This is a genomic window from Streptomyces sp. 1222.5 (genome assembly GCF_900105245.1).
Classification (GTDB): Bacteria; Actinomycetota; Actinomycetes; order Streptomycetales; family Streptomycetaceae; genus Streptomyces; species Streptomyces albidocamelliae.
This window is the reverse complement of sequence record NZ_FNSZ01000001.1, coordinates 3545603-3568362: the sequence shown is the minus strand read 5'-3', so window position 1 is coordinate 3568362 and position 22760 is coordinate 3545603. Positions and strand designations below refer to the sequence as shown.

General features: G+C 72.7%; 19 protein-coding genes. 12 read left to right on the top strand and 7 right to left on the bottom strand.

Translation table 11 applies throughout. The features are described 5' to 3' along the window. Positions 1 to 52: 52 nt before the first annotated feature. Entirely contained in the window at positions 53 to 1189 is a 1137-nt protein-coding gene (locus BLW57_RS15935; RefSeq protein WP_093475280.1) for a hypothetical protein, read from the top strand. On the opposite strand, the gene BLW57_RS15930 is transcribed toward BLW57_RS15935, so the two are convergent. After that, the gene (locus BLW57_RS15930; protein WP_093475278.1) at positions 1186 to 1611 is read right to left on the bottom strand and encodes a hypothetical protein; all 426 of its coding nucleotides are present in this window, start codon (positions 1609 to 1611) and stop codon (positions 1186 to 1188) included. The genes BLW57_RS15935 and BLW57_RS15930 overlap by 4 nt on opposite strands. Positions 1612 to 1886: 275 nt before the next feature. On the opposite strand from BLW57_RS15930, the gene BLW57_RS15925 reads away from it, so the two are divergent. The 4 genes from BLW57_RS15925 (at position 1887) to BLW57_RS15910 (ending at position 5676) form a co-directional block, all read left to right on the top strand. Continuing rightward, positions 1887 to 2519 (top strand): RNA polymerase sigma factor, encoded by a 633-nt coding sequence (locus BLW57_RS15925; RefSeq protein ID WP_093475277.1) that lies wholly within the window; start codon positions 1887 to 1889, stop codon positions 2517 to 2519. A 141-nt stretch (positions 2520 to 2660) separates the two neighbouring features. Further along, the gene (locus BLW57_RS15920) at positions 2661 to 3614 is read left to right on the top strand and encodes a serine/threonine-protein kinase (RefSeq protein ID WP_093475275.1); all 954 of its coding nucleotides are present in this window, start codon (positions 2661 to 2663) and stop codon (positions 3612 to 3614) included. A 278-nt stretch (positions 3615 to 3892) separates the two neighbouring features. Beyond that, on the top strand, positions 3893 to 4555 hold the full coding sequence (locus BLW57_RS15915; RefSeq protein WP_093475274.1) for an RNA polymerase sigma factor: 663 nt from the start codon (positions 3893 to 3895) through the stop codon (positions 4553 to 4555). After that, positions 4555 to 5676 carry a hypothetical protein gene (locus tag BLW57_RS15910; protein ID WP_093475273.1) on the top strand — a complete coding sequence of 374 codons (1122 nt, stop codon included), beginning with the start codon at positions 4555 to 4557 and terminating at the stop codon, positions 5674 to 5676. The genes BLW57_RS15915 and BLW57_RS15910 overlap by 1 nt, the downstream gene beginning before the upstream one ends. A gap of 213 nt (positions 5677 to 5889) precedes the next feature. Here the strand turns inward: BLW57_RS15910 and BLW57_RS15905 are convergent, their stop codons facing one another. Beyond that, positions 5890 to 6708: a L,D-transpeptidase family protein gene (locus BLW57_RS15905; RefSeq protein WP_093475272.1), complete on the bottom strand. Its 819-nt coding sequence runs from the start codon at positions 6706 to 6708 to the stop codon at positions 5890 to 5892. An 81-nt stretch (positions 6709 to 6789) separates the two neighbouring features. On the opposite strand from BLW57_RS15905, the gene BLW57_RS15900 reads away from it, so the two are divergent. Together BLW57_RS15900 and leuE are read left to right on the top strand one after the other, a co-directional pair. Further along, complete coding sequence (locus BLW57_RS15900; RefSeq protein WP_093475271.1) at positions 6790 to 8370, top strand: acyl-CoA mutase large subunit family protein; 1581 nt, start codon at positions 6790 to 6792, stop codon at positions 8368 to 8370. A 47-nt stretch (positions 8371 to 8417) separates the two neighbouring features. Continuing rightward, complete coding sequence (gene leuE, locus BLW57_RS15895) at positions 8418 to 9068, top strand: leucine efflux protein LeuE (RefSeq protein ID WP_093475270.1); 651 nt, start codon at positions 8418 to 8420, stop codon at positions 9066 to 9068. Positions 9069 to 9072: 4 nt separating this feature from the next. Here the strand turns inward: leuE and BLW57_RS15890 are convergent, their stop codons facing one another. Next, on the bottom strand, positions 9073 to 10464 hold the full coding sequence (locus BLW57_RS15890; protein ID WP_093475268.1) for an FAD-dependent oxidoreductase: 1392 nt from the start codon (positions 10462 to 10464) through the stop codon (positions 9073 to 9075). 71 nt (positions 10465 to 10535) lie between these two features. Between BLW57_RS15890 and BLW57_RS15885 the strand changes: the two genes are divergently transcribed. After that, on the top strand, positions 10536 to 11186 hold the full coding sequence (locus BLW57_RS15885) for a TetR/AcrR family transcriptional regulator C-terminal domain-containing protein (protein ID WP_093475267.1): 651 nt from the start codon (positions 10536 to 10538) through the stop codon (positions 11184 to 11186). 8 nt (positions 11187 to 11194) lie between these two features. On the opposite strand, the gene BLW57_RS15880 is transcribed toward BLW57_RS15885, so the two are convergent. Next, a complete protein-coding gene (locus tag BLW57_RS15880) occupies positions 11195 to 12127 on the bottom strand; it encodes a class I SAM-dependent methyltransferase (RefSeq protein WP_093475266.1) in 933 nt (310 codons plus the stop codon). Positions 12128 to 12273: 146 nt separating this feature from the next. Beyond that, positions 12274 to 13482: an acyltransferase family protein gene (locus BLW57_RS15875; protein WP_176985602.1), complete on the bottom strand. Its 1209-nt coding sequence runs from the start codon at positions 13480 to 13482 to the stop codon at positions 12274 to 12276. A gap of 263 nt (positions 13483 to 13745) precedes the next feature. Here BLW57_RS15875 and BLW57_RS15865 point away from each other — a divergent pair, with 263 nt between their 5' ends. Then, the gene (locus BLW57_RS15865; RefSeq protein ID WP_093475263.1) at positions 13746 to 15212 is read left to right on the top strand and encodes a glycosyltransferase family 29 protein; all 1467 of its coding nucleotides are present in this window, start codon (positions 13746 to 13748) and stop codon (positions 15210 to 15212) included. Then, positions 15209 to 17524, top strand: coding sequence for a glycosyltransferase (locus BLW57_RS15860; RefSeq protein WP_093475261.1), 2316 nt, complete (start codon positions 15209 to 15211; stop codon positions 17522 to 17524). The genes BLW57_RS15865 and BLW57_RS15860 overlap by 4 nt, the downstream gene beginning before the upstream one ends. 64 nt (positions 17525 to 17588) lie before the next feature. Here the strand turns inward: BLW57_RS15860 and BLW57_RS15855 are convergent, their stop codons facing one another. Together BLW57_RS15855 and BLW57_RS15850 are read right to left on the bottom strand one after the other, a co-directional pair. Then, entirely contained in the window at positions 17589 to 18923 is a 1335-nt protein-coding gene (locus BLW57_RS15855; protein ID WP_093475260.1) for an alpha-2,8-polysialyltransferase family protein, read from the bottom strand. Then, positions 18920 to 19897: a glycosyltransferase family 2 protein gene (locus BLW57_RS15850; protein WP_093475258.1), complete on the bottom strand. Its 978-nt coding sequence runs from the start codon at positions 19895 to 19897 to the stop codon at positions 18920 to 18922. Before BLW57_RS15850 ends, BLW57_RS15855 begins: the two co-directional genes overlap by 4 nt. Positions 19898 to 20095: 198 nt before the next feature. Between BLW57_RS15850 and BLW57_RS15845 the strand changes: the two genes are divergently transcribed. Further along, the gene (locus BLW57_RS15845) at positions 20096 to 21406 is read left to right on the top strand and encodes a DUF6716 putative glycosyltransferase (RefSeq protein WP_093475257.1); all 1311 of its coding nucleotides are present in this window, start codon (positions 20096 to 20098) and stop codon (positions 21404 to 21406) included. A gap of 59 nt (positions 21407 to 21465) precedes the next feature. Then, positions 21466 to 22758 (top strand): N-acylneuraminate cytidylyltransferase, encoded by a 1293-nt coding sequence (locus BLW57_RS15840; protein ID WP_093475255.1) that lies wholly within the window; start codon positions 21466 to 21468, stop codon positions 22756 to 22758. The last annotated feature ends 2 nt before the right edge of the window (positions 22759 to 22760 follow it).

Below are 22760 nucleotides of genomic sequence, written 5' to 3'. Positions count from 1 at the left end.
AGGCGGGCCGGCGCGGGGCTTCCCGCACGGCGCACCGGCTGTGAGGCCGCGCGTGTTCGTGGACGCCGTGGTGGCCGTGTCCGCCGTGCTCGCGCTGCTGCGCGCCAGGCGGCTGCCGGCCGCCCCCAGTTCTCCGGTGGAGCCGTACCCGGGCAGTCGCGTGCCGCCGCTCGCCGCGCTCGCGGTGGTGACCGCGCTGATCTACCTCAACCAGGTCCTGTTCACCGTGTACGTGCTGCGCGTGCACGGCGGCGATCCGTCCTTCGTCGCGCGGTACCTGCCGTCGGGCTGGTTCGACCTCGCGTCGGGAAACCCCGTGCTGCACCGGTTCGCCGACGTCTTCCCCGCGCCCGGACTCCTCGCCCCGTCGGTCCTGCGTGTCCAGGCCTTCCTCGAACTCCCCTTCGTCCTCCTGGCGTTCGCGGTCGTGGTGCGGTGGCTCGACGCGGGGCTGTACCGGGCGATCGCCCGCTCCGTGCTGCTGCCGCTGGCCGCCGTGTCGTACACGGTCGTGTTCTGCCTGGTGGAGTGGGACCTGCGCAACCCGTACACGGCCGACGACATCGCCGTGCGGGCCGTCTCGGCCGTTCTTACGCCCTGCCTCCTGCGGTGGCTCGCGGCCCGGGACCGCGAGACCTCCCGCACTCCCGCCTCGGTGCCGGGACTGCTGGTCCTCATCGGTTCGCTCGGCGCCCTGGGCGCCCTGGTCCTCGTCGTCTACGACACCGCCCTGCTCTACAACCTGGGCAGGGCCGGCGAGCGGCTGCCGATCGCCGCGGTGGCCGTGCTCGCGCTCGCCGGCCTGCGCCGTGCCGCCTCCCGGCTGCGCGAGCCGGCCGCGCCGGGCCCCGTCCTCGCCTTCGTGCGCCAGGCCCTGCGGCACTGGTTCGCCCTGTTCCTCGTGCCCGCCCTCGCCATCCGGTACGGCGTGATGTTCGGGACGCCCGCGGTGGCGGGTGCGGCGGCCCTGGTGCTCGCCGGAGCCGCCGTCGCTCTGGCGCGGCGCGACACGACGGTCGGCGCCGGACGGCTCGGCCTCGCCGTGCTCGACGCGGCCGGTGCCGCCTGCGCCGCGGCCTGGGCGACTCCGGCGGCGTACTACGAGGTCGGTCTGCTGTCCGCGACGGCCGCCTTCCTCGTCACCGGTGTGGTGGTCGGCGGGCTCCTCGACGCGCGGCCGGCCCCCTAGTCCGCCGTGCACCCCCAGTAACCGATGGCCGTCGGCTCACCGTCCGTGTAGAGCACCGTGCATCTGCCCTGCGCCCGGTCGGGGAAGTCCAGCCGCTCGTCGTCCAGGGCCGCGTCCCACTCGGCGAAGGTGGGACGGCCGCCGGGGGCGAAGGCGCGGATCTCGGCCTCCGTCAGCGGGCGCAGGAAGGGGCCGTCGTCCGGGTCCGTCGCGTCGATCATGAGGGGGAAGTCCAGGACCGAGCCGGTGCCGCCGGTGAGGATGTACTCCTGCCAGTCCGGGTCGCGCCACAGCTCCTCCGCCGTCCGGCCGGCGCCGAAGCCGTGGTCGTCCGCGGCCAGTTCCTCCGCCTGTGCCCGGCGGAAGGCCGCCGCCAGATCCTCCTGGTAGGGGCCCGTGTCCGTCCAGCAGTTGCCGCCCATGCCGATGCCTTCCCTCGTGCTTCCTCGTCGGTGCGCGAGCAGCGTAGGGAAGGGCACTGACAACCGCGGATGCCGTCCGGTCGGCGGTCCCGCGCGCGGAGCCACGGCCGTTGCCGTGGCGGCGGGCGTGCGGCCGGCGGGGCGGCCGGGGACTGTGACATTTCTGTGGGGCCCGACGCTGATGATCCTGGAAGGCGGAGACACGGTCGGAGCGTGTCGCACCGTGAGGGACGCGCCACGCGGTGGCCATGAACTCGGCACGAACGAGGACGGTCTTGGGCCACGGAGGGGAACGCCGCCGCCTGCAGCCGCAGGACGGGGAACTGGGAGCCGCCGTCGCACGGGCCCAGGACGGCGACGAGACCGCGTTCGCCGTGGCCTACCGGATCGTGCAGCCGAGCCTGCTGGGCTATCTGCGGGGCATCGTCGGCGACGACGCGGAGGACGTGGCCTCCGACGCCTGGCTGGAGATAGCCCGCGACCTCGGCCGGTTCAAGGGCGACGGCGCCGGATTCCGCGGCTGGACCGCGACCATCGCCCGGCACCGCGCCCTGGACCACCTGCGCCGCCAGCGGGTACGGCCCCGGGCGGCCGCGCTCGACCAGAGCGTGATGGACCTTCCCGGCGGGCACAGCACGCACGACCAGGCGCTGGAGTCCCTGTCCACCGAGCGGGCGCTGGAGATGGTGCGGGCGCTGCCGCGGGACCAGGCCGAGGCCGTGCTGCTGCGGGTGGTCGTGGGTCTCGACGGCCCCGCCGCCGCCAGGGTCCTCGGCAAGCGCCCCGGCGCGGTCCGCACGGCCGCCTACCGCGGGCTGAAACGGCTCGCCCGGCACCTGGGCGTGCCGGACGCGGCGGACGCGGGTGTGACGGATGCGAACCCCCGGACGCTGGGGGAGTCGACATGAACGGCGCAGGCCGTGAGATGAACGGCGACGGCCACGGGCCGTATGGATACGGGAGAAGCATCGGTTCCGGCCCCCGCGACGGGGTCGGAGGACCGCCCGTGTCCGGTGGGCCGGGCGGACCGCAGAGGGACGGGAACGGACATGGGTGAACGGCACAGCGGCGGCGGGCTGCCCGGCCGCCGGCGGGCACACCCTGGCGGCACCGTCTCCCCATCGGCCCACGCCGGGACCCCCGGACCCGCCGATCCGGCCGGCCGTCCGGACGGCGCCTCCGGGCGCCGGGACGCACCCGAGCGCCGCCACCGCGCGCACCGGAGCCTCCCCGGACTCACCCGGTCCCCCGAACTTCCGGACTCCGCCGAGTTCGCCCGGTTCGAGGCGGGCTTCGGCGCCGCCCTCCGTGCGGACGGTGCCGTGTCCGGTGCCGAACCCGAGGGCGAGCACCGGGCGCTGGCCGCCTTCCGGGCCGCCCGCGAGTCCGGGGTGCACGGCGCGCGGACGCGGACCCGGGACGACTGGCGTCCCAAGGCGGCCCGGCGGGCCCGGTTCTCGCTGAAGGGCACGCTCTCGGTGGCGCTCGCGAGCCTCGCCCTGGGCGGGGTCGCCGTCGCCGCGATCGGCTCGGCCGGGTCCGGTACGGCGGACGGCCGGGACACCTCGCGGTCGGCGCACCCGTCGGTGCGCGCGAACCAGCAGGCCCCTGGCACCGCGCCCGGTTCCGCCGGCGCGTCCCCGTCCGCTCCCGGCGCCCGGCCGGGGCACCCGGACACCGCGAAGGACACCCTGGCCCACTGCCGTACCTACGTGCGGGCCGGCGCCCGGGGCAACGCCCTGGAGGCGACGGCCCGGCAGCGGCTGGCGGCGGCGGCGGGCGGACCCGACCGGGTCGCCTCCTACTGCGCCGACCTGATCGCGCGGGCCGTCCGGCCATCGGGCTCGCCGGGGCGGAACGCCGAGGCCTCGCCCGGCGCGAACGCCAACAAGGGGAACAACTCCGGCGAGAGTGACCGGAGCGGCAATGCCGACAACCATGAGAACAACGGCAAGAACGGCGATTCCCCCACCGCGAACAGCAGGTCCGACGCCAAGAAGTGAGTCCGGCCGTCCGGCCCTGCCCCGCAAAGGCAACGGCCGGGGCCGCCACCCCCCACAGGAGAGGCCCCGGCCGTCGCGCGGACGGGCCGCGCGGGCCCGTACTTCCTACAGCGCCATGAGTGCGTTTTCTGTCACACCCCGCCACGGCCGGTCCTCACCCTGCGCACATCCGTACCCGGTCACGAGTTAGTTGCATCTTCTACAGACATGGACGAGGAGCGGTTTCACGCCGTAACGTGCCTTTCGCGCCGACCGAAGACAGGCGTAGAGGGAGTGCGGTGCTGGGGGACGACGCGGAGCTGACCGCCGCAGTACGTGCAGCACAGAACGGTGATGAGACCGCGTTCCGTACGGTGTACCGCGCGGTGCATCCCCGGCTGCTCGGATACGTGCGCACGCTGGTCGGCGATCCGGATGCCGAGGACGTCGCGTCCGAGGCCTGGTTGCAGATCGCCCGGGACCTCGACCGGTTCAGCGGCGACGCCGACCGGTTCCGCGGCTGGGCCGCCCGCATCGCCCGCAACCGCGCCCTGGACCACATACGCATGCGCGGCCGCCGCCCCGCCATAGGCGGCGACGAGACCGAACTGACCGGCCGGGCCGCCGAGTCCGACACGGCGGGCGAGGCCATCGAGGCCCTGGCGACCGGCAGCGCCCTCTCCCTCATCGCGCGCCTCCCGCAGGACCAGGCCGAAGCGGTCGTCCTGCGGGTGGTGGTCGGCCTGGACGCCAAGACCGCGGCCGAGACGCTCGGCAAACGCGCGGGCGCCGTACGGACCGCCGCGCACCGGGGCCTGAAGCGGCTGGCGGAGCTGCTCGGCGACGATCCGGAATCGGCGGGCGTGCTCGACGCGCTGCCACCCCAGCGAGAACCGCGTGGACACGCGGTGACGTCCGCCACTGTGACGCATCCGCGTGCGCGGACGCAGAAGGACATGTGATGGCCGACGAGCAGGACAAGTGGCTGGACCGTGAGACGGCGGAACGCCTGCTGCGCGGTGAGCCGCTGGAAGCCGTCGACCCCTGCGCACGTGACCAGGCCGAACGCCTCTCCCGGGCACTCGGCGCACTGGCCGCGGAAGCCGCCCCCGCCGCGGGTGAACTCCCCGGTGAAGAGGCCGCCCTGGCCGCGTTCCGCAAGGCCCGTGAGGCCGCGGACGCCGAGCGCACCGCCGCGGATCTCGCCGCCCGTGCCCCCGGCCGGCGCTCCGGCACACCCGCGAACGGCGCCGACGCGGGCCTGATCCGCATCGGCGGCGCGGGCCGTACCGGAACCACCGCGCGGCGCCCCCGCTGGGCCCGCCCGGCACGTTTCGCGCTCGCCGCCTCGCTGGCCGTCGGCACGCTCGGCGGGGTCGCGGTCGCGGCCGGGAGCGGGGTGCTGCCCACGCCGTTCGACGACGAACCCCCCGGCCCCGCCGTCACCGTCAGCGCCGGGACCTCCGGGGAACCGCTCGCCTCGCCCTCCCCGCGCACCCCGTCCGGCATCGCGCCTAGCACGCCGGGTGGCAGCGCCGAGGGCACCCCCGGCGGCGCCTCCGACGAGGCCGCCGCCCCGGACGAGGACCCGGGGGCGAGCGACGCTCCCGGCCCCGGCGCCCCGCCCTCCGCGAGCGCCGGCACCGGGTGGGACGTCGTCGCCGCGGCCTGCCGCGACATCCGGGACGGCAGGGAACCGGCCGCCGACCGCAAGCGTGCGCTGGAGCACCTGGCGGGCGGCTCCGGGCGGGTGAGCGGGTACTGCAAGGTCGTCCTGGCGGCCGGTCACACCGGCGGCAAGGACGACACGAACGCCGGTGGCCAGGACGAGGGCGACCAGGGCAAGGGCGGCGGCAAGGGCCGCGACAAGGGCAAGGGCAAGGGCGGCGAGGACCGGGACGGCCAGGGCGGGGACGACGACAGCCACCCCGGCAGGCGCGGCGGCGAGCACGGTGACGGCGGCAGGGGCAGGCACCGCCGCGGTGCCGTACCCGCTCCCTCCGCCTTCGCCCCGACGGCCCCCGGCCGACCGGGCAGGACCTCGCCGACCCCGGAACCGAGCCCGACCTACACCGCTCTCTGAGCTCGGCTCACCCCTGTGACCTGCGGTTTTAGACACCGCGAAAATTTCTCCGCGAGAGGTGTGACGTTTTTGGACCTCGCGACGCAGTAATGAGTGAGCCGACTGGTCATCGGCCGTCGCACTGAGCCGGGGTTCCCCCCGTACCTACGGCTCGTGCACCTGGCGCGGGCGGGACACGTTCCCCCGGTCCCGCCCGCGCCCCGAATCCCTCTCTCACCAGTACACGACGACCTTGTCGCCGCCCCGCACCTGTGCGAAGAGCGCGGCGACCGCCGTCTCGTCCCGGACGTTCACGCAGCCGTGCGAGCCGCCCGCGTACCCGCGCGCCGCGAAGTCGTAGGAGTAGTGCACCGCCTGGCCGCCGCTGAAGAACATCGCGTAGGGCATCGACGAGTGGTAGAGGGTCGACACATGGTGCCGTGACTTCCAGTAGACGCGGAAGACACCCTCGCGGGTCGGGGTGTACTGGGAGCCGAAGCGCACGGACATCGTCGACACGGTCCGCCCGTCCACCATCCAGCGCAGCGTGCGGCTGGTCTTGCTGATGCACAGCACCCGTCCCGTCATGCAGCGCGGATCGGGCGCGGCGGCCGGCTGACCGCCCATCAGGTACAGCTCCCACTTCCCCGGCGGACGCGTCATCGCCAGCAGCCGCCGCCAGGTCACGGAGTCCGCCGCGCCGGTCCGGGGCAGTCCGCGCTTGCCCTGGAAGCCGCTGACGGCCCGTTCGGTCAGGTCGTCGTACGTGCCCGTCGGCCCGTCGAACAGCCAGTCCACCTGGCGCAGCCGCGCCTGCAGCTCCCGTACGCCCGGCCCGCTGTCGCCGCGCGACCACAGCACCCGCGACGGCGACGCGGGGGGCGTGCCGGCGGCCGAACGGGTGGGATCGGGAGCCCGGCTCGACGGCAGTTCGACGTGCACCGGCAAGGAGCGTTTGCCGTCCGGGCCCACGGGCTGCACGGTGCAGCCGCAGAGGGCCGCGAGGGCGGCGGCCGAGGCGAGTACGGCGGCGGATCTGACCGTGTTCCTCATGCGGGGGATGCTTCCCCGCGTGACCGCCGCCGAACTACGGGGCATGGTGAGGGGGGAGCACGACGTACCGCGGAGGCATCCATGACGCACGAGTCGGAGTCGGGACTGCCGGTCGAGCCGGTGTACGGGCCGGCCGGTCTGGCCGACTGGGACCCGGCCGCGAAGCTGGGCGAGCCGGGCGCGTACCCGTTCACCCGCGGGGTCTACCCGACCATGTACACCGGCCGCCCCTGGACCATGCGGCAGTACGCCGGCTTCGGCACGGCCGCCGAGTCCAACGCCCGCTACCGGCAGCTGATCGCCCACGGCACCACCGGTCTCTCGGTCGCCTTCGACCTGCCCACCCAGATGGGCCACGACTCGGACGCGCCCCTCGCCCACGGCGAGGTGGGCAAGGTCGGCGTGGCGATCGACTCGATCGAGGACATGCGGGTGCTGTTCGACGGCATCCCGCTGGGCGAGGTGTCCACGTCGATGACGATCAACGCGCCGGCGGCGCTGCTGCTCCTGCTGTACCAGCTGGTCGCGGAGGAGCAGGGCGTCCCGGCGGCCCGGCTGACCGGCACGATCCAGAACGACGTGCTCAAGGAGTACATCGCGCGGGGCACGTACATCTTCCCGCCGGGCCCCTCCCTGCGGCTGACCGCGGACATCTTCCGGTACTGCAGCGCGGAGATCCCGAAGTGGAACACGATCTCGATCTCCGGCTACCACATGGCCGAGGCGGGTGCCTCGCCCGTGCAGGAGATCGCGTTCACGCTGGCCGACGGCATCGAGTACGTCCGTACGGCGGTGGCGGCGGGCATGGACGTCGACGACTTCGCCCCGCGGCTGTCCTTCTTCTTCGTGGCCCGTACGACGCTGCTGGAGGAGGTCGCGAAGTTCCGCGCGGCGCGCAGGATCTGGGCGCGGGTGATGCGGGAGGAGTTCGGCGCGAAGAACCCCAAGTCGCTGATGCTGCGCTTCCACACCCAGACGGCGGGCGTGCAGCTGACGGCCCAGCAGCCGGAGGTGAACCTGGTCCGGGTCGCCGTGCAGGCCCTGGGCGCGGTGCTCGGCGGCACCCAGTCCCTGCACACCAACTCCTTCGACGAGGCGATCGCGCTGCCGACCGACAAGAGCGCCCGTCTGGCGCTGCGGACGCAGCAGGTGCTGGCGTACGAGACGGACGTGCCGGCGACCGTCGACCCGTTCGCGGGCTCCTACGCGGTGGAGCGCATGACGGACGACGTGGAGGAGGCCGCCGTCGGCCTGATGCGCAGGGTCGAGGACCTGGGCGGCGCCGTGGCGGCGATCGAGCAGGGCTTCCAGAAGGGCGAGATCGAGCGCAACGCCTACCGCATCGCGCAGGAGACCGACGCGGGCGAACGGGTGGTGGTCGGCGTCAACCGCTTCCAGCTCGACGAGGAGGAGCCGTACGAGCCCCTGCGGGTGGACCCCGCCATCGAGGCCCGGCAGACGGCACGGCTGGCCGAGCTGCGGGCCGCCCGGGACTCGGCGGCGGTGGACTCGGCCCTGGACGCGCTGAAGAAGGCGGCCGAGGGTGAGGACAACGTGCTGTATCCGATGAAGGAGGCGCTGCGGGCCCGGGCCACCGTGGGGGAGGTGTGCGGGGCGCTGCGCGGGGTGTGGGGGAGCCACGTGCCGAGCGACGCGTTCTGAGACCGGCGCCGCAGACGCCGTCGTACCGCCGTGCGACACTCCTTCTCATGTTCGGCGTCATCGATCTCCCCACCTATCTGGCCGGTCTTGTGCTGATCGTCCTGCTGCCCGGTCCCAACTCCCTCTACGTCCTGTCCGTGGCCGCCCGTCGCGGTGTGCGGGCCGGCTACACGGCCGCTGCCGGTGTGTGGTGCGGGGACACCGTGCTGATGACGTTGTCCGCCGCCGGGGTCGCCTCGCTCCTCCAGGCCAACGCCGTGCTGTTCGGGATCGTGAAGTACGCCGGCGCCGGCTACTTGACCTGGCTCGCGATCGGCATGATGCGGACCGCGTGGAGCATGTGGCGGACCCGGCGGGAGAAGACCGTGGAGGACGCCGTCTCCGCCGCCGGCACCGTGGAGCGGCCCTTCCGCCGTGCTTTCGTCGTCAGCCTGTTCAACCCCAAGGCGATCCTGTTCTTCGTCGCCTTCTTCGTACAGTTCGTCGACCCCGGCTACGCCTATCCGGCGCTGTCCTTCGTGGTGCTCGGCGCCTTCGCCCAGGTGGCCAGCTTCCTGTACCTCAGCGCGCTGATCTTCGGCGGCACGCGCCTGGCCGCCGCCTTCCGCCGCCGCAGGCGGCTGTCGGCGACGGCGACCTCGGCGGCCGGCGCGCTGTTCCTCGGGTTCGCGGTGAAGCTGTCGCTCGCGAGCTCGTGACGCCTCACGGCGCGACGAGGGCTCCGGTGCGCGCCGCGTACGCGCGCAGGCCCTCCGTGCCGGTGCCCGCCCAGCCGACGTAGCCGTCCGGGCGGACCAGGAAGACACCCGGGCCGTAGGAGTCCGGGGCGGCCGGCAGCGTCCGCACGCCGGGGAGGGCGCCGGCGGCCCCGAGCAGGGTCCAGTGCGGCCCGCGGAAGGCGTCGAAGAGACGTACGCCGTCCACCGTGCCGTCGGGTGCCCGGTCGCCCGCGCGCACTTTGGTGGTCTCCCCGCCGGCGCCCCGGGTGTCGACGCTCAGCGAGGACTCCGGGTACCCGAGCCCGAGCTGGACCGTCGCCCTCCCGCGCCGCACCTCGCCGCGGTGGACCCCCGTCGACAGGTCGAGCACCGCGGCGGCGTTCGCGCGCCGCTCCTCCTCGTAGGTGTCCAGCAGGGCCTCGGGCGTCCCGCCCCGCAGTACGGCGCCCAGCTTCCAGCCCAGGTTGTAGGCGTCCTGCACGCTGGTGTTCAGGCCCTGCCCGCCGGCCGGCGAGTGGACGTGGGCCGCGTCGCCCGCCAGGAGGACGCGGCCGACGCGGAACCGGTCCGCGAGGGCGGCGCGCGGCCGGAAGCCGGAGGCCCAGCGCAGCTCCGTCACGTCCTCGGCGGCCAGGTGCGTGGCCGCGCCGACCAGTTCCCGGACGCCGTCCAGGACCGGTTCGGGCGCGGAGCCCTCCGCGCAGCGCGCGCTCAGCTGGAAGACGTCCGTCCCGGCGAGCGGGCAGAGGGTGACGGCGGTGCCGTCGCCCGTCGGGAACACGTGCCAGTGGTTCCGGTCCAGGCCCCGGACCGTCACGTCCGCCACCAGGAACGGCGCCGGGTCGACCGTCTCCCCGGTCATGCCGACGCCCAGCGCCCGGCGCACGGAGGACCGGCCGCCGTCGGCCGCGACGACGTACCGCGCGCCGAGTGCCGTGCCGTCGGCGAACTCCACGGTGACGCCCTCCGCGTCCTGGGTCAGGCCGGTCACCTCGTGCCCGAAGGCGACCCGGCCGCCCAGTTCCGTCAGCCGCGCGTACAGGACCTCCTGCGTCCGCCACTGCGCGACCATCAGCGGCTCGGTGTACGGGTTCTCCCCGTTCGCCGGCACGGCGTCGAACATCCGCTGCTCGCCCTGCCGTTCGCCGTCCTTCCAGATCATCATCGCCGGGTACGGGCCGCCCGCCGCGCGGATCGCGCCGAGGACACCGAGGTCGTCGAAGACCTCCTGGGTGCGCGGCTGGATCCCCTTGCCGCGCGAGCCCGGGAACAGTCCCTCGGCCCGTTCCACCACCAGCGCGTCCACCCCGCGCCGGACGAGGTCGATGGCGAGGGTGAGGCCCGTCGGCCCCGCGCCCACGATCAGGACATCCATCAACTGTCTCCTTAACAACGTTAAGTGCCGTCGCCGACGAGCGTGCCCTTAACGCTGTTAAGCTGTCAAGTGTGAGTACGGAACGACGCACGCCCCTGGACCGCGAACGGGTCGCCCGGACCGCGCTGCGCCTGCTGAACGACGTCGGCCTGGACGGGCTGACGCTGCGCGCCATCGCCAAGGAGCTGGACGTCAAGGCGCCCGCCCTCTACTGGCACTTCAAGGACAAGCAGGCGCTGCTCGACGAGATGGCGACGGAGATGTACCGGCGGATGGTCGCCGGCACGGTGTTCGACCCGGCCGACACCTGGCGGGATCGGCTGCTCAAGGCCAACCGCGGACTGCGGGCCGCGCTGCTCGGCTACCGGGACGGTGCCAAGGTCTTCAGCGGCTCACGCTTCACGGGCACCGAGCACGCGCGCGAGGTGGAGGAGCACCTGAGGGTGCTGACCGCCGCCGGGCTCAGCCTCGCGCAGGCGGTGAGCGCGGCCCGGACCGCGAGCATGTTCACCATCGGCTTCGTCACCGAGGAGCAGGGCGTCGTACCCCTGCCCGGCGAGCGCCGGGAGGGGTACGACGTGGCGGAGCGGGCCCGGCGCATGGCCGCCCACCCGCTGGCGGCCGAGGCCGGGCAGCTGCTCTTCGACGACTACGACGAGCAGTTCGAGGAGGGGCTGGCCCTGGTGATCGCGGGTGTCGGGGCTCGGTACGGGATCGGCTGAGGGGGCGGTCAGCCCCTGGCCCGGCGGGAGTTGCGGATGGCCCGGGTGACGACCGGCGGCAGCAGGTCGACGGCGACCCGGCGGACCCGCCGGCCGTACCGGGGCGCGGGCCGGGCGGCCGGCGCCGGTGCGGGCGCCGCCGTCGGCAGGGGCACCCCGGGTGCCGGTTCCGTGGCTTCCTCCGCGTGCCGGGAGAGCGGGAACGCCGGCGCCGGCATGCCCTTGGACTTCAGCCGGACGATCCGGTGCCCGGCGGCCTCCTGGACGCTCACATGGCAGTCCGACCGCTCGCCGACCATGGCCAGCAGCTCCTCCTGGACCGGCGCCGGATCGCCCCAGGTGCCGTAGAGCTTCTGCGTGCTCAGGCAGACGGGACGCAGGCCGCGGTTGAGCACGGCCTCCCACGTGGCCATGGACACCCCGGGCGTGTGCTCGGAGCGGAAGTCGTCGAGCACGACGAGGCCCTCGGGCCCCAGCAGATCGTGCGCCGCCCCTATGTCGTCGCGCACGTGCTCGTACAGGTGTGAGCCGTCGACGTGCACGAACCGGCAGGACCGCGGCTCGACCTCGGCGGGCACCAGCGAGCTGGGCCCCTGCAGGACCCGGGGCAGCTCGTCGTGGAAGGCCCGGTAGTTGTCCTCGAAGCGCCTGCGGGTCAGTGCGCTGTAGGACTTGGCGGACTCCGCCCGGTTGGCGTCGTCCGGGGCCTCGCCCTCGAAGAGGTCGCAGACGGTGTACTTCTCGCCCGGCTGGAGGTGCCGGCCGGTGAAGATCGCGCTCTTGCCCATGTAGACCCCTATCTCCAGCAGGTCGCCGCGGTTTCCGGCGGCCTCCTGCCGGTTCAGGAGCCAGTCGAAGAGCAGCTGGTCGAGGACCGGGAACCACCCCGGGACGTCGTCGAGACGATGGGGCGGTCGGGTCGCTTCCTGGATGGTGGCCATGCGGCGGAGGCACTCCCTCGGTACGGCAGTTTGTGAGTTCCCTGCGGAAAGCCTGTGGGGGGTGGGCGGCGAGGGCACTACGGTGCCTGCCCCGAAGGCGAGTTCGAAACCCAAGGCGAGGTGAACGACTGCCCAATTCCCGGCTCTCACACGGAACCGGCTGATTCCTTTCCGTCTTTCGCCGAGGTGAACTGCGAGGAGATCTCCGGTGTACGGACCCTTTTCAACGCCCTTTTCAGCCGCGGGCCGAAAGGATTCTCCACAAAGCGGTGGATGAGCCATGCCAGCGAAAGCATGCCCATGACGGTCAGCAGGAGCGTCGGCCACGGCGGCAGGCCCAGACCCCGGTGCAGCACCCGGATGACGAACCAGCCCAGGTGCTCGTGGACCAGGTAGAACGGGTAGGTCAGCGCGCCGGCCGTGACCAGCCAGGACCAGCCCGCCCACCGCGTCCAACCCAGGGCCACCGCGGCGACCGCGGCGAAGGCCAGGGTGACGATCGCCAGGATGACCCACGGGTCGCGGTGGAAGTCGCCCTGGGCACCGGCGTGCCACAGCCCACGGGTGGCGTCGGCCTGCCCGAGCAGCCAGGACACGGCGACGATGCCCCACAGCAGCAGGTCGCCGCCGAACCGGTGGATCAGGTAGAGGGCGAGTCCGCCGACGAAGAAGGGCGCGTAGTCGGGCATGACGATCTGGTCCGTGAGCGCGTTGCCCGAGGTGCGGCACACCACCGCAGCCAGGGTCCACCCGCAGGCGAACAGCACCACCCGGCGGTAGGTGACGCCGCGCACCACCACGAGCAGGGCGAACAGCGCGTAGAAGCGCACCTCGACCCAGAGCGTCCAGCACACGCCGAGGATCCGGTCGGCGCCCATGGGCTGCTGCATCATCGTCAGGTTGACCAGGAACTCGTCCGGGCGGACCGGGTGCACGACGGCCGGGAGGACCACTGCGGCCGCGGTGACCAGCACCAGGGCGACCCAGTAGGCGGGGTAGAGCCGGGCGACCCGGGAGCGGAAGAAGTCGCCGAGGGTGCGGCCCCAACTGCTCATGCAGATGACGAAACCGCTGATGACGAAGAAGAACTGCACGCCGAGACAGCCGTAGGTGGCCGCCCGGGACAGGGTCGGGAAGACGTGGGCCGGGGTCTGGTGCCAGGACTCCGACACCGTGCCGCCGCGTCCGGCGTAGTGGTAGAGGCAGACCATCAGGGCGGCCACCAGACGGAGGCCGTCCAGGGCGAGCAGACGGTTGCGGCGGCCGCCGGAGGCGGAGGGGGTGAAGGGGGCGGAGGCCGTCCCCGGAGCGGGGGATGCGGGAACGGCGGCGAGGGTGGGGGATGAGGCAGGCATGGTGCTCGGCGCCTACCCGGCCAACCATTGATCATCTCGGTTTCTTTTGTGAAGGTCCCCGGCACGGGGGAGCCGTACCTGCGGCACCTGGGCGCATCACAGAAACGAGTTGGTTGACAGCCCAACCATTCGTCCGGGCGCCCCGGTCAGTTCACCTGAACGTCGTTTTGGCTTCCTAGTTTCTCCATCCACCCCCACGTTTTGGCAAACGCATGGCATTCAGCCGTAAAGGCTGTATTTGCTTGGCAAAAATCAGGAGAGCTATGACAAGGGTCCAGAACCGGCGGACGCCTGTGCGTGCAGGGGAGCTGGACGACTGCCTGCGCGCGTGCGCCGTGCACAGCGGCAAAGTCGTCGGCAGTCTCGACCGCCGCCGCGCGGAGCTGGCGGAGCAGCTGCGCAAGTTGCTCGTGGTGTTCAGCACCGACGCGGCCGGCTCCGCCGCACCGGCCCCGGCCTCGGGCGCGACCGCCCTGCTCAAGCGGGCCGTGAAGGGCGCCGCAGTGCCCGCCGGCGGCATCACGAACGACCTCCTGGACGCCCTGCTGGCCGTCGCCAACAAGGCCCTGGAATGCGGGTACTCCGACGAGCTGGACCTCGCCCTCCGGATCAGCGAGACCGTCCTCGCCGAGCGCCGGAACTCCCGCGCCGGCTGGCGGCTGCGCGCCCGCGTCCTGGAGTCCGTCGGTGAGGAACTCGAAGCCGTCCGGGCCTACGAGCGCTACCTGGAGCTGACCACGGAGGACGGGTTCGGCGTCGCCGCCCGGATCGCCGGACTGCGCCGGGCCGCCGAACGCGAGCGCGAACTGCTGGACCTGCTGCGCAAGCAGTGCCCCGGAGCAGCCGAGTTCGCCGCCGGACCCGCCACCGACGTCTGGGCCGACGGCCTCGCCCTGCACGCCGCCGGCGACTGGACGGCGGCCGAGCCCCGGCTGGTCGGCGCCCTGCTCGCGCTCGCCGCCGACGAGGCCCCCGTCGCCGACCGGCAGGAACTGCTCAGCCAGTACCTGGACCTGCGCACCGGCGTCCACGCGCCGGACCCCGCCGCCCTCACCGAGGCCGTCGCGCTCTACGCCGAGCAGCGCCGGCTCCGGATGCGCGGCCCGGTCGCCGACCCGACCGTCGGCGGGGTGCGCTGGATCGGCCTCGGCGAGTTCCGCAACCTGGTCGCCGGCAAGTCGATCTGCCTGATCGCCAACTCCGGGCGCGTGGGCGAGAGCGGGATGGGCACCGAGATCGACGGCTACGACCTGGTCGTGCGCTTCAACTCGTACAAGATCGACCCCAGGCACACCGGCAGCCGTACCGACATCCACGCCACCATCCACAAGCACGGCTTCAACTGGGACAAGCCGGTGACCGCCCGGCTCGTCTTCGGCGGCGTGACCGGCGACTGGAAGCACTCGCTGCGCAACCGCCTGGTGCCCGGCGCCCAGCAGTACCTCGGCGACGAGTCGCTGCGCTGGCCCGTGCGCAACATCGGCCGGCTCGGCAACGACGTCTGGTCCGGCATCCCGACCACCGGCTTCAACATGCTCTGGCTGCTGGACTTCCTGGACGTCAGCCCGAAGCTCGACCTGATCGGCTTCGACTTCTACGAGAGCGGCGCCTACCGCGTGCCCGAGGCCATGAAGCTCGCCATCACCTCCGTGCACGAATACACCAGCGAGAAGGCATGGGTCATGGAGCGGGCCCAGAGCGTGACCGACATGAGGATATCCCTGCGATGACCACCACACTCAGCCCCGCCGTCCCGGACACCTCGGCGCAGGCCCTGACCGGCAAGCGGCGCATCGCCTTCGCGAGCTTCGTCGACGAGAACTACCTGCCCGGCTTCCTCGTCCTGCTGCGCAGCCTCGCCCTGTCCAACCCCGGCGTCTGCGAGGACTTCATCGTCCTGCACGACGACCTGAAGCCCTCCTCGATCGCCCGCATCCGCGCCCTCCACCCGAGGATCGTGCTGCGCCGCGTCGACGCCGGCCACTACGACTCCTACGTCAAGGGCGACCAGGACAACTACCTGGTCCGCAAGGCGTACTTCATCCTCGACGTCTTCAGGACCCGCGACTACGACACGGTCATCACCCTGGACACCGACATGGTCGTCCTCGGCGACCTGAGCGAGCTGCTGGAGCTGCGCGAGGGACTCGCGGCCGTCCCGCAGTTCTTCTACGGCCAGCACAAGCTGAACTCCGGGCTGCTGGTCATCCAGCGCGAGTACCTGTCGGACGAGTTCTGCGCGCAGATCGACCAGGCCGGGCGCACCGGTGCCTACGAGCTGGACAAGCACGACCAGGGCATCCTCAACGCCGTCCTCGACGGGGACTTCGTCCGCCTCGACACCCGCTACAACTTCGTCAAGCGGCGGCTCTCCGGCGACCTGCCGGTCCCCGACGACACCGCGATCCTGCACTTCACCGGCCGGCACAAGCCCTGGCAGGGCGGCGAGGCCGGGTACGCGCAGGCCGAGGAGCGCTGGCGCGAATTCGTGCTGGGCGACGCCGAGTTCCACGCGGCCTACCTGGCCAAGGGCGGCCTCCACCACGACCTGCTGGTGCACTTCGGCACCCCGCACGTCAGACGCACCGGAGACGTCGAGGCCGCGCGCAAGCTGGCCGCCGCGCACATCGCGGCCGGCGAGTACCAGGACGCCGTCGACATCCTGAGCGGTGTCCGCATCCCGCTGGACGAGGCCTGGCCGCACGAGATCCTCGGCCACGCCCTGCTGAGCGTCTCCCGCTACGAGGAGGCCAGGACCCAGCTGCTGATGGCCACCGCCGCCCCCAACCGGGCCGCCACCGCCTACTCCCGCCTCGCCCAGCTGGCATGGGTGCACGGCGACAACACCGAGGCCCTGAAGTACGCCACGGCCGGTCTCACCGTCGACCCCACCCACCGCTCCAGCCGCCTGTGGGCCCAGCGGTCCGCCGCCGTGCCCGCCCAGAAGCAGGGCGCCGCCGAGGACCAGCTCGCGCACGTCGCCTTCTACATGGACCGGCAGGGCAACGCCGGCGACAAGCTGCTGCCCGAGACCGTCCGGCTGGCCTTCGGCGCCGACACCACCTCCCGGCGCTGGCACTCCGTCCACGCCCACCGTCTCTTCGACAAGGCGGCCCTGGAACGCGTCAACGCCCGGCGGGGCCTGGTGATCGGCGGCGGCGGACTGTTCATCCCGGACACCATGCCCAACGGCAACAGCGCCTGGCAGTGGAACGTCCCGGACGAGCACCTGAACGCTATCGACGTGCCGATCATGGTGTTCGCGGTCGGCTTCAACGCCTTCGACGGACAGTCGTACCGGGCCCGGCGGTTCAACGAGAGCCTGCGCCTGCTGGTGGAGAAGTCCTCCTTCTTCGGGCTGCGCAACCACGGCTCGATCGCCAAGGTCCGCTCGCTGCTGCCGCCGGAGCTGCACGACAAGGTCGTCTTCCAGCCCTGCCCGACCACGGTCATGCGCCGGCTGCTGCCCGGCTGGACCGACCCGGCGCACCGCGAGGACACCGTCCTGCTGAACGCCGCCTACGACCGCGCCGGGCTGCGGTTCGGCCACGACTACGCGCACTTCCTCGGCGAGATCGCCAAGGCGGTCCGGGCGATCGGGACACACACCGAGGTCCGTTGCGTCGCCCACTCCCTGGACGACGAGCGGATCGCGTTCGACCTGCGCCGCGAGCACGGGATCTCGCTGCCCGTGATCCCGATGTACGACTTCGACAACGACGCGATCCGCGAGACGTACGCCAGGACCCGTCTGGTCATCGGCATGCGCGGGCACGCCGGAATGATCCCCTTCGGCGTCGGCACGCCCGTCATCAGCCTGATCTCGCACCCGAAGATGGCGTACTTCCTCCGGGACATCGAGCGTCCCGAGTGGGGTGTCTCCGTCCACGAGCGGAACCTCGGCGCCGTGCTCACCGAGCGGGCGCTGGACATCCTCGACCACCACGACCGGACCGTCGCCGACGTGCACGACCGGCAGGAACAGCTGTGGAAGGTCACGCAGGACAACGCGGCCCGGATCCGGACGATCCTCGGCCGCTGAGCAGGCCGGACGAACGGAAAGGGCGGGCCCGGAGTCCCGGGCCCGCCCTCGCGAAGGGGTGGACTCAGCGGCGCACGACCCGGCGCAGACTGCGCGCCTTGCGGGCCACCCGGCGCACCGTCGCGTTGCGCGGGATGAACGACAGCTGGGCCGGCACCCCGCCGGGCAGCGCCAGCGAGGTCAGGCGCTTGCGCTTGAAGTAGCGGACGGTCCGTTCGTCCAGGTTCTTCGTCAGGTAGGCCTCGGTCTCCGCGCGCAGCCGCGGCAGGATCTTCGGCTGCATCGCGAAGCCCACCGCGCGCACCAGGGCGCCCAGCGACTCCACGTCCATGCCCATGCGCTGCTCGGTGACGGCGGCGCCGTCACCCAGTTCGGGCAGCAGGGCGTCCACGACGGTGACCGGGATCCGGTTGCTGTTCTCGAACGGCGTCAGCCGCTCCAGCAGCAGGTCGGTGCCGACCCGGGCGACCGGGAGGCCGTACAGCGCGGAGGCGGTGAGCAGGGCCGTGGAGAAGCAGCCGACGACCAGCGCGGGACGCATCCGCTGGTACAGCACCTCGGCGAGCACCGGCGTGTCCAGCACGGTCAGCTCCACACCGAGCTTCTCCGCCGTCTCCTCCAGGGAGCGGGCCCACCGGGCCGGGGCGGACGGGTGCGGCTTGAACACCACCTTGGTGTGGCCGAGTCCGGCCGCGCCCCTGAGCATCCGCACATGCAGGTCCTCCTCCTGCTCGGCGGAGAGGATGTCCAGCGCGGACAGGTACTGGCCGAGCAGCAGCGCGGGCTCCTCGATCGCGGGCAGGTCGTCGCCGGCCGGGGCGAGCGCGGCGAGCACCTTGGTGAAGGCGGCCGTCGGCACGACCTCGCCCGGCACGCCGAACTCGGTGAGCAGCAGCGGCTCCAGGCCCGGCACGAGGTCCAGGTGGAGGACCCGGTCCACGCGGGTGCCGACCAGCGGGTCGATCTTGTTGCGGGTGGGGCCGTAGCTCATCAGGCCGTCGGCGTAGACGGTGACCGGGGCGCCGGTGAAGATCTGCGCGAGGCTCAGCGACGGGTTGACCTGGATGGACTCCACGGCCAGCTCGACGTCGTCGTCGGCGAGCCGCCACTCGTGGCGCAGATAGCGTTCCCACAGCGGCAGGTCCTCGGCGCGCGGCGCCCAGCCGCCCGGGTGGAACGGGAAGATCGCCTCGTTGTACGACACCACGTCGTCGAACCGGTCGCGCAGCCGCTCGAAGCCGGGCATCGCGTCCGGCCCGGGCGTCGTCTCGGGGGTGGCCGCGTTGTTGCAGACCAGCAGGATCCGCCGGTCGGCCGGGCGGAAGCAGCCGGAGTCGAGGGCGGCGGCCAGCGTGGCCGTGCCGTACAGCGTCGACGCCTGGAAGATCTGGGTGGTCACGCGGCGACCCCCGTGGCGGCGGGACGGCGGCGCAGCCGGCGCAGCTTGGTGGCGCGCTGGAGGTCCATGGAGTCCAGCGCCTCGTCCAGCACGTCCTGCGGCATGCGCCGCAGGGCCGCGGCGCTCAGGGATTTCAGTTTCTTCGCCACCGCCGGTTCGAACCTTTCGATGGATCCCAGGTGATGGGAAATGATGGCGCAATAGGTGCGGACGGCCTTCGGCAGCAACGCGTCGGCCTCCCGGTCCGCGGCGGTCTCCGCGATGACCTGATCGAACGCGCGAATGAAATCGAGCTGCCGTACGTCACCGATCTGGGTGAGTGACGAAGCGACCCCGCGCCGGTAGAAGACACCGAGCAGACTCACCGCGGCGAAGGATTCCGCCTCCCGGTGCAGCTTCCAGATCCACGGCCGGTCCTCGGCCGTGCGCAGACCGTCGGTGAAGTGCAGCAGACCCTTGTCCACCAGCCGGCGGTGGTAGATCCCCGCCCAGGCGTAGGCGTAGTCCACGGAGGTGGACCGGTCGGCGGGCAGGATCGCCGCACGCGGGTCCAGCACCGTGTTCCGCCGGCCCACGGGCACCCGGTGGACGCTGCGGGCCCGCGCAGTGCACTGCACGTGGTCGGTGCGCAGGAAGTCGCACCCCAGGCCCTCGATGGCCGCGACCAGCCGCTGGTAGTAGCCGGGGGCGAGCCAGTCGTCGCCGTCCAGGAAGGTCACGTACTCGCCGCGCGCCCGGTCGATCCCGGTGTTGCGCGCGGTCGCCAGCCCTCCGTTCTGTTCGTGCCGGACCAGGACCGCGCCCGGCAGCTCGCGCTCCGCGCGCGCGAGAATGTCTGGTGTCCCGTCGCGGGAACAGTCGTCGACGAGAATGAATTCGAAGTCCTCACGCGCGTTCGCCTTCAGGCTTCTGAGCGTGTCGGGCGCGTATTGCTGCACGTTGAAGAACGGCACGATGACGGAGAGCTTGACCACGTCAGGGACGTTAGGGCGAAGGCCGTCATTCGTCTTGACGGCTTGCTTGATGCCGGGTGAACGACACGTGGCGAAGCTGTGAACCAGGCTTTTTCCAGCCCCGATCGCGGCCCGATTCGCCATTCGGCGATGTGCTGTTAACCGTTTGTTGCATTCGGGTTGGGCGGATCCTCGGAATGGCTTCCTAGCGTCTTCGACGTGCCAGCAAGTGCAACGAAGTCTCTGCGGGTCGCCGTCCTCGCGGACTCCGACACCCGATGGAAGTGGGGCGCGCTCACCGCGCAGCGTCTCACTCCCTCGGCTGCCGGTGTCCGGCTCGACGGCTACCTCCTGCGGGGCCGCGCCACTCCGACGCCCCGTCAGCTCGAGGAGGTCGGCGTCCGGGCGGACTCGCTCCGCGAGGTCACCGGAGCCGAGTTCCTGCGTGCGATGACCGAGGAGTCCTACGACGTCCTCGTCCTCGCCCTGGTCGGCGGCGGTGTGCAGGCCATGCTGCACGGGCTGCGCAACGCCTGGGGATCCGGCCGGCGCCCCGCGGTCGTCACCGGCTACGTCGGTGTCGTCTACGAGAAGCTCACCGACGGGCTGCTGCTGCGGCACGGCGCGGACCTGGTCCTCGCCAACTCCCGCCACGACGCGGACCGGTTCCGGGCCGTGTACGAGGGGGTGGGCGCCGACGCCTCCTCGGTCACCGAGGTCGCGCTGCCCTTCCTCGGCGGGGAGCCGTACACCGGCGAACACGACCCCTTCACGGTGGTGTTCGCGGCCCAGCCGTCGGTCCCGGACAACCGCGGGGACCGTACGTACCTGCTCGACCGGCTGATCCGGCACGCCCGCCGGCACCCCGAGCGCGAGGTGCTGCTGAAGCTGCGGTCCAAGCCCGGCGAGCACACCACGCACATCGAGGAACTGCCGTACCAGAAGCTGGTCCAGGGCAAGGACCTGCCGGCCAACTTCCGCCTGGTGTACGGCCATATGGGCGAGGTGCTCGACCGCACCGACCTGCTGGTCACGGTCAGCTCCACGGCCGCCCTGGAAGCCCTGCACCGGCGCGTCCCGACGGTCGTCCTGACCGACCTCGGGGTGCGCGAGACGCTCGGCAACCACCACTTCACCGGCTCCGGGTGCCTCGCCTCCTGGGACCAGCTCGACGCCGGGCACCGCCCGGTGCCGGACGAGGAGTGGGTGGCCCGCCAGGGTGTCGCCGCCGACGGCGGCTACGCCACCGCGTTCGACACCGCCCGCGAGCGCATCGCCAAGCTGCTGGACCGCCCCGGCGGCCTGCCGCCCCTGACCCCCTACTACACACCCGAGACCGCGCCCGGCTACCTGCCCGGCATCCTCGCCCGCCACCACCTCGGACCCGACGGCGCCCCGCTGCCCGGTGCGCCCGCCGCCGACAAGGCACCCGGCCCCGTACGCCAGATCGTGCGCCGCGCCGCGCGCGGCGCCTACCGGCACGGCGTGCAGCGGGTGGCCCCCGTGATCCGGCGGATGGGGGAGCTGTGAGCGAGCGGATCCCGCGCCAGGTGTGCGAAGAGCCCGAAGCGCCGCAAGGAGTAGAGCCCATGTCCAACCCCGAAGCGGGACCCGCCGCCACCGTGTGCCGCGTGCTCGCGGTGATCCCGGCGCGCGGCGGCTCCAAGGGTGTGCCCGCCAAGAACCTCGCCCCCGTCGGCGGAGTGCCGCTGGTGGCCCGCGCCGTGCGCGAGTGCCGCGCCGCCCGCCTGGTGACCGACGTCGTCGTCTCCACCGACGACCAGGCCATCGCCGCCGCCGCGCGGCAGGCCGGCGCCGAGGTCGTGCTGCGGCCCGCCGCGATCGCCGGCGACACCGCCACCTCCGAGGCCGCCGTCCTGCACGCCATGGACGCCCACGAGGCCTTGCACGGCTCGGCCGTCGACGCCGTCCTGCTCGTGCAGTGCACCAGCCCCTTCCTGGCCCGCGAGGACGTCGACGGGGTCGCGGCGGCCGTCGTCGAGAACGGCGCCGACACCGCGGTGACCGTCGCCCCCTTCCACGGGTTCATCTGGCGCGACGCGGCCGACGAGGCCGTCGCCGTCGAGCCCGCCCGCACCGGGAGCGCAGCGGGCGGCGTCGCCGAGGCCACCGCCACGGTCGGCGGCTACGGGGTCAACCACGACAAGTCCTTCCGCCCGCGCCGCCAGGACCGCCCGCAGGACCTGCTGGAGACCGGCGCCGCCTACGCGATGGACGCGGCCGGCTTCCGCGAGCACCGGCACCGCTTCTTCGGCCACACCGAGCTGGTCCGCACCGACCCGGCCCGGGTGCTGGAGATCGACGACCCGCACGACCTGGCCCGCGCCCGGGCCCTCGCGCCCCTCTTCGACGCGGACCGCCCCGGTTCGCTCCCCACCTACGACGACATCGACGCCGTAGTCCTCGACTTCGACGGCACCCAGACCGACGACCGGGTGCTGATCGACTCCGACGGACGGGAGTTCGTCTCCGTGCACCGCGGGGACGGACTGGGCATCGCGGCCCTCCGCAGGAGCGGCCTGAAGATGCTGATCCTGTCCACGGAACAGAACCCGGTGGTCGCCGCCCGCGCCCGGAAGCTCAAGCTCCCGGTGCTGCACGGCATCGACCGCAAGGACCTCGCCCTCAAGCAGTGGTGCGAGGAGCAGGGCATCGCGCCGGAGCGCGTGCTCTACGTCGGCAACGACGTCAACGACCTGCCGTGCTTCGCCCTCGTGGGCTGGCCCGTGGCGGTCGGAAGCGCCCACGACGTCGTACGCGGCGCCGCGCGCGCGGTCACCACCGTCCCCGGCGGCGACGGCGCGATCCGAGAGATCGCCAGCTGGATCCTCGGCCCCTCTCTCGATTCCCTCCCCAAGTAAGG